Annotated in this window: 6 protein-coding genes; 3 read left to right on the plus strand and 3 right to left on the minus strand. The window is 58.6% G+C overall.

Translation table 11 applies throughout. From position 1 onward, the window contains the following. Nucleotides 1-168: DUF2252 family protein (locus AC1D34_RS30835; RefSeq protein WP_476826280.1), on the plus strand; the 168-nt coding region annotated here is incomplete at its 5' end. A 105-nt stretch (nt 169-273) separates the two neighbouring features. On the opposite strand, the gene AC1D34_RS30840 is transcribed toward AC1D34_RS30835, so the two are convergent. After that, nucleotides 274-759: an ion channel gene (locus AC1D34_RS30840; protein ID WP_476826275.1), complete on the minus strand. Its 486-nt coding sequence runs from the start codon at nt 757-759 to the stop codon at nt 274-276. Between the two features lie 1,220 nt (nt 760-1,979). Between AC1D34_RS30840 and AC1D34_RS30845 the strand changes: the two genes are divergently transcribed. Both AC1D34_RS30845 and AC1D34_RS30850 read left to right on the plus strand, forming a co-directional pair. Then, nucleotides 1,980-2,789, plus strand: a complete 810-nt coding sequence (locus AC1D34_RS30845; protein ID WP_476826276.1) for a transporter — start codon at nt 1,980-1,982, stop codon at nt 2,787-2,789. 648 nt (nt 2,790-3,437) lie between these two features. Next, nucleotides 3,438-5,933, plus strand: coding sequence for an arylsulfatase (locus AC1D34_RS30850; RefSeq protein WP_476826277.1), 2,496 nt, complete (start codon nt 3,438-3,440; stop codon nt 5,931-5,933). A 205-nt stretch (nt 5,934-6,138) separates the two neighbouring features. On the opposite strand, the gene AC1D34_RS30855 is transcribed toward AC1D34_RS30850, so the two are convergent. Both AC1D34_RS30855 and AC1D34_RS30860 read right to left on the minus strand, forming a co-directional pair. Beyond that, complete coding sequence (locus AC1D34_RS30855) at nt 6,139-6,909, minus strand: MarC family protein (protein WP_476826278.1); 771 nt, start codon at nt 6,907-6,909, stop codon at nt 6,139-6,141. Next, the coding region (locus AC1D34_RS30860; RefSeq protein WP_476826279.1) for a hypothetical protein at nt 6,875-7,611 on the minus strand (737 nt) is incomplete at its 5' end. The genes AC1D34_RS30855 and AC1D34_RS30860, both read right to left, overlap by 35 nt.

Raw genomic sequence — 7,611 nt, forward strand, 5'->3', positions numbered from 1 at the left:
CGCTCGGGCGACCGGATCGCGATCAGCGCGTACCTCGGCAAGTCGAATGCCTTCGACCGGGCGATGGCCTCGTTCGCCGAGACGTACGCTGACCAGAACGAGCGGGACTTTGCGGCGCTCAAGGCCGCCGTCGCCTCGGGCCGAGTGAAGGCCGAGACAGGCCTCTGACGGGCGGTACATCGCGCGATGCTGGAACTAGCCGTTCCACCGTTGGAGACCCCACACATCCACGACTTCCGGGCACTAGAACTATGGATAGTGTCACGCCAGTCGTCATTCACCGGATCGGCGGTTACTTCGCGCTTCAGCGCGCATCCTATCCGCCTTGCCAAATTCCGTCATTATGTTGACCAAGACGCTGCCCGTCCAACCGAACGTAAAGAGCCCCGACATAGCGATGATGGGTCCGATCAGACGCCATTGATCGGGCAGACTGACATTGCCTCCGCCCAGCGTCGTGTAGCTTTCAAGCACGAAATAATAGCTGTCACGCATTGACGGAATTAGTCCATATGCAGACACAGGGACTGCCCAGGCAAGTGTTTCCAAGAAATGGAGAGCGCCAAGAGAGCCTATTGTGAAGGCAAGAACAAAGTTGATTCTCCAGGGCGGCGTGATCTCACTTATTTCTATCCAATATCCGATGAAATTCTGGTTGATGATTCTAATTCCAATTCCGTGAACGAAAATTATTACTATCATTCCCAAAGTACCGAGAATGATTTCCACCATTGGTTTTGAAGAAAACAGTGCGTCCATCGCGCTATCCTAACATCCGGTCAATGCTGGGTTGCTTTAGATTCGTATGAGTATTCACTTTCGAGAGGAGGGACTGGCCGGACCGGTCTTGATTCTGCCGGACAGATCGAACGACCTGATTGCCGAAACAGATCGCGGATCCTCGAGTCTTTTCAGACTGAGGAACCCGCCTGGCCGCGCCTGAAACGCTCCGTAAGATGCCGTGGCTGCTCGTTTTAGCAATTCACGCCCTGATGAAAAGCTACAGTGTGCCAAGCGCTTGAAATGGCTGCGGACTTCGAGCGTCCGCTTCCCGGCAATGGTCAAAAATCCGGACCCCACCAACCTTCTCAGACATGACGGGGACCGCTTTGCGGCAAGCTCGGCAATGTCATCTTTCGGTCGAGCACCTGATCACCGGTCTCGACCCAGTGCGGACCCTCCCTTATCGTCTCGCAATGCCGGGTTGGTGAGCGGAAGCAGAAGGTGTCGACTAGATATCGGTCGACTTCCGTCGGCCACGTCGACCGTCGCAGGCAAATTCCATGCTAGCGCGAAGTCGCGCACTCGGGGGCACCATCAGATGTGTTCTCCGGCAACTTCGGCGGGCACTGCCAGTGTGCAGGTGATGCCCGCCTGCGTGGTGATTGTCAGCGAAGACTCCCCCGCTAAAAGCGGAAGCATCACACCGAAACACTCTAACGGACCTCAGAATGGATGCAACGAGCACCTCTTCTATTCTCATGCCAAGGCTGTTGGCGATATCTCTCGCGGCATCCCTGGGTGTGATTCTGCGGTTTGCGTGGCGGCAGTCTCTGGTTAGGTCGTAGACTCTTGAGCGCGAAGCCAAAGCCGCATTGATGCGGTTGCCGTCGTATCGTGCGGGCGCCGTGCGAGGCGACGGGAGACACGGTTGAATCAATCGGCTGGAACGGCAGCAGGGCACTGAGACGGTCATCACCTGCGGCCGCCAAGGCGGCACTGGCCAAGGCTATCGTGTGCTTCCGCCTCATCGAACGTCAGCTTCCGGACCGAGATCGAAGGGGCAGAATCGACCCAACTCGCAAGTTGCGAGGGCCTGCTTTGGGCGTGTCGCCCGAACTCCAAAGTCACGCGTTTCGTTGAAAGCCCGGGGACGTCAATTTGAATGGGTGATTTCGTTTCTCGTGGAGTGGCTGATCTGGCAATCGTCCGCCGCCTGTGTTCTGATCTCCCCAACAAAAATCTAGGGGGAGGTTCGGATGAGGCGAATCCGTCGAACTGTGTCGGCCGGCATCCTTCTTCTTGCGACAGGCCTGACACCGGCCTTTGGTCAGGAGGCGGATCTCGCAAAGAAGCTCAACAATCCGATCGCGGATTTGATCAGTGTTCCGTTCCAGTTCAACTACGATGGCAAGATCGGGCCGATTGATAAAGGTGGGCGGACCACGCTGAACTTCCAGCCGGTCATCCCCTTCCACATCAATCCCGAGTGGAACCTCATTTCCAGAACGATTCTTCCAGTCATCTCACAATGGGATATCGCGCCGGGCTCAGGCCGTCAGTTTGGGCTGGGCGACACGACGCAGAGCCTGTTCCTGTCGCCACGGGCGCCAGGATTTGGGGGTATCATCTGGGGGGTAGGACCGGTGTTTCGCCTGCCCACCGCTACGGACAATCTGCTCGGAGAAGGTCGGTGGGGTGTGGGGCCGACCGCAGTAGCGCTCAAACAGGAAGGCCCGTGGACCATCGGAATTCTAGCCAATCAGGTCTGGTCGGTGGGCGGCGCGACCCGGAGCGGGGCCCGCCCGGTCAATGCGACATTCGTGCAGCCGTTCATCGCCTACACGACGCACGATGCCTGGACGTTCTCACTCAATACCGAGACGACGTACGATTGGGCCAACGAGAAGCTCACCGTTCCGATCAACGCCCAAGTCTCGAAAGTGATCAAGATCGGTAAGCTGCCGATCAGTCTGTTCGTCGCCGGTCGTTATTATGCATTATCCCCGGAATCCGGGCCAAAGGGGTTCGGCGCGCGGGCAGGCGTGACCTTCCTTTTCCCTAGCTAAGCCTCAGGGCTGGGGAACATAGGCGCCTCATCTGTTTCGGCAAAGAGCTTGTCGGAAGTCGCACACCGTGAGCACTTACGGGTCTTTCGTGTGCAGTATCCGTCAACTTGCTATCCAAACCAAATCTTCAGCCCCATGCGAGCTGCTGGATGATGACTTCAGGCCGCGACAATCGCGTTCAGTCGTCCGTAAGGTCCGGTCGAGGAGCGCTATCCTTCCCACACCAGCTTGCAGTACAATGCTGCACAGCCAACGCAGTCGGTGCGACTGACTGCTGGGTATGGCACCTAAGGCCTTTATCGGAAGAGCATTCGCCCAACTAGCATCGACGAAACGCCCACTGGCTTAAGCGCAGGGAGGCGACCGATGAAACAAACCGAACGTCTCGACGCAACCGCGGCATGCGCCTCTCGACGACCGTGGGACGCGGCTGCCATCCGGCCGTCGCGGTTCTCACATGCGTTAAAACCGTTGGCGAGCACCATTTCACCGCGCACGATGGCTGCCCTTCCGAAGCGCGACTTCGTGCCTTGTCCAAGGTCCGCGTCTTCTCGGCAATAGAGCCAATTCGCAGGATCATAACCGGCTGATTTCTAAATCCGCGCCCCGATTCCAATGACGGAACACTCATGCTGTGGGAGGATCGCCATGAAATTCACGCCAACCATTTGCGCGTTCGCCTTGTCGGCTTCCGCTCTGGCTCTCACTGCTGGCTTGACCCTGGCCCAGCAGATCACGGGAACGCCGGGTTCACCCAGCGCGACGACAACGATCGACGGCAAGTATCTCCCAAACCCGCCAGCGCCGTTCGGCGGAACGATCAACATGGATTCCAAGGATTCCAAGCCGTATTGGCCGCCGACCGTAGTGCCGCCCAAGAGTGCGCCAAACGTCTTGCTGATCATGACCGACGACCAGGGGTATGGCGTGTCCGGCACCTTTGGCGGTGTCATCCCGACGCCCTCCATGGACCGGATCGCGAACGCGGGATTACGTTACACTCAGGTCCACTCGACTGCTCTGTGCTCGCCGAGCCGGGCGGCGCTGATTACCGGCCGCAACCATCACTCCGTGGGCTTTGGCGTGATCACCGAAATGTCCACTGGCTACCCCGGCTATGACTCCGTTATCGGGCCGGAGAGCGCCACCGTCGGCACGATCTTGAAGCGCAACGGCTATTCCACGTCGTGGTTCGGCAAGAACCACAACACCCCTAGTTTTCAATACAGTCTGTCAGGACCTTTCGATCAATGGCCGAGCGGAATGGGCTTCGACTATTTCTACGGCTTCATGGGCGGCGAGACAGACCAGTGGACGCCCTTTCTCTTCCGCGATCATACCCAGGTTTTTCCGTGGATCGGAAAGCCCGGCTACAATCTCATCACTGATATGGCCGACGACGCGATCAACTACCTGAGGGGGCTGAATAACGCCGCGCCAGACAAACCATTCTTACTCTACTACGTGCCCGGCGGCTCGCATGCACCGCATCACCCCACGCCAGAGTGGATCAAGAAGATCAGCGATATGCACCTGTTCGATCAGGGTTGGGAAAAGCTGCGCGAGACGATCTTTGCCAACCAGAAACGCCTCGGTGTCATCCCGGCGAATACTCAACTCACGCCATGGCCGGACGGCCAGCCCGAATTTGGCGGAGCGAAGCTTCAGAAATGGGACACGCTCAGTCCCGACGAGAAGAAGCTTTTCATTCGTCAGGCCGATGTTTTTGCAGCCTATACGGCCTACACCGACCATGAAATCGGCAGGGTCATTCAAGAAGTGGAAGCTCAGGGCAAGCTCGACAACACACTCATCATATTTATCAGCGGCGACAACGGCACCAGCGCTGAAGGGACCCCCATTGGCACCCCTTTCGATTTGGCCGCGCTCCAAAGCATCACCATTCCGGTCGCGGAGCAGTTGAAGTTCTATGACGTCTGGGGTTCGGCCCTGACCACGCCCCACATGGCCGTGGGCTGGACCTGGGCCTTTGATACGCCATTCAAATGGACCAAGCAGGTCGCGTCGCACTTCGGCGGCACCCGTCAAGGCATGGCGATCTCATGGCCTGGCCATGTCACGGACGTTGGAAGTATTCGTACACAGTTTCACCACCTGATCGACGTCGTGCCGACGATCCTTGAAGCAACCGGCATTCAAGCGCCTGTCATGGTCGATGGCGTGGCACAAAAGCCGATTGAAGGCGTGAGCATGGCGTACACCTTCGACAAAGCCAACGCCAATGCTCCGTCAACGCGGACGACGCAGTATTTCGAGATGTTCGGCAACCGCGCCATCTACCATGACGGTTGGCTCGCCRCCACCACGCCACCCCAGCCGCCCTGGGATCTGGGCATGGGCAAGTTTCCCAACGTCGTCAACGGCTACGCCTGGGAACTTTACGATCTCAAAGAGGATTTTTCGCAGAGTAACGACCTCGCCGCCAAGATGCCTGACAAGGTGCGCGAAATGAAGGAACTCTTTTTGGTCGAGGYGACAAAATACAATGTGTTCCCGCTGGATAACAGCTTCGCAGTTCGTGCGGCCACCCCGCGACCGAGTTCGACCGCCGGTCGGACTGTCTTCACATACTCGGGTGAATCGTCCGGCCTTGTCTACAGCAGCGCCCCCGACATTCTGGGCAAGTCCTATTCGATCACCGCCGAAGTCGACATTCCCGAGGGCGGTGCAGAAGGCATGATCAATACGCTCGGTGGCCGTGCCGGTGGCCATGGTCTCTACTTGCTCAAAGGCAAACCGATCTTCGTGTACAACTTCTTTGGCCTGGAACGCTTCCGGTGGGAAGGCCAAGCAGTGCTCACGCCCGGCAAGCACACCGTCCTGTTTGACTTCAAGTATGACGGTCCCGGTTTCGCGAAAGGCGGCACCGGCGTCCTGTCGGTGGATGGCAAGGAAGTCGCCAGCAAGAAGATCCCTCACACCATTCCGTTCCTCGAGACGTTTGACGAGACCTTTGATGTCGGGGTGGACACGCGCACAGGCGTTGAAGACAAGGACTACATGCCGCCGTTCCGGTTCACCGGTAAGGTCGATAAACTTACGGTCAAGCTGGTCCCCATGACTGCCGCCGAGGAAAAACTGCTGCACGAAAGGGCCGAGGAGACAAAGAACAAGGCGCAGTGAACCCCTCGACCAGTTGGCCAAGGCCCGAAATGCACTGAATGGTGAGGCGCCGCAGCCAAGCCGATGAGGCTCTCCGATGCTTCCGATGTGCCGGTGACCATGCTGCCAACGCGTCATCGGTTTTGCGACAGCGGTTATGAAAGTCTCGCCCGGCTGGAGCTGGCCCAATCCCTTATGCTTTCAAGCGCCTCGAACGCCCGGGTGCTCAGTGCAAAGTGGTCACTCCGTGCATTTGTAAGGCTTCGACCACGCCGTCGAAAATCAGGCCGCCCCCGATCGCGGAGACGAAGAAACCGACAATGCGCGTGATCGCGTCGATCCCCATCGGGCCGATTCTTTGCGTGAGCTTCTCGGCATAGATCAGGCAGATATAGGTCGTGAACATCGTCGCGACGATTGCCGTCGAAATAGCGACGAACGAGAGGATTTCCTTGGATGAATCCTTGATCGTCGCGGTCATCCCGATGATCGTGGCAATGCCGCCGGGACCGAACATGATCGGCATCGCCAGCGGCACGAAAGCGATGTTCGCCTCGCCGGTGTCGGCACCCGACAGGCCCAGATCGTCGCCCGATTTCTTTGGCATGAACAACTCGAAGCCGATTTTCATCAGGATGATGCCGCCGACGACCCGCACCATGCTGAGCGGGACACCGAAAATCCGAAGCAGAAGTGTTCCGAAAATGAAGAAGAAGAAGCAAAGCAACAGCGCATAAACACTGGCTTTCAGGGCGACTGTGCGGTGCGTTGCGTTATCCTTGCCCGACAAGAGCTTGAGGTAGACCGGCAGGACCTCGAACGGATTGATGATAGCGAGCAAGGTCGTGAAGGTCCCGACGAAAAGAGAAAGTTCGGTTCTCATCCGCATCTCCCCTTCCGGTTGCGTGAGCGCGCAGGCCTCTCGTCGGCCCGCCGTCAGGAACCGGTATCCTGGCCTTGCTTCAGAACCGCAGGCTGAGCCCGACGACCGGGCCATGCATCAACATATCGAATGCGTAACGCCGACGTCCCTCTCCCTGGGCATAGTCGGCGTAGAGAGCCCGGTATCCGAGGACGCCCGAATAGGTGACGCCGTTCTTCTGGGCGAAATCAAAACTGTAAGCAGCGATGCCCTGCCACGAGAATTTGCTGCCGCCACCACCAAGGTCGCCGCGAAGGACGATTTCGTGACCGGGCGCGACGCCGATCCGCATGCGCGCGCCGGCAAAACCGTCGACCCAGTCCACCGCGCCCGAACGGGCGATCGCGACATTACGCCCGAAGCTGAGATCGCCGACATCGACGGTCGCGCCCGCATCGAAGGAGAGATCGGCGCGCTGATACCAGTAGCGCGCACCCGCCAGGACGTCGAAGCTGACCGACCCGTAGCGCGCGAACTCGTAAGCGGCCCCGGCTTCGACGATGGCCATCGAGGTCTTGGCATCGCCGGACGCGCCGATCGCGCCCGAGATATCCGGCGTAACGCTCCGGGTCCTGACGTTACCGCGATCGATGCCGACCTTCAGCCCGGCGAAATTGCCGAGGAGAGAAAAGCGGCCGTTGCGGGCCTCGATATCCGCCATCAGGGCAAATAGCGTACCCCCATCTCCGAGTGTGGCATCGACGATATCGATGAAGCTCGCATCGACCTTCGCGGTTCGCCCCTTCACGGTCTGGTTTCCGTTGAGCGATATGAGCC

It is taken from the genome of Allobosea sp. P1_A7 (assembly GCF_056406775.1).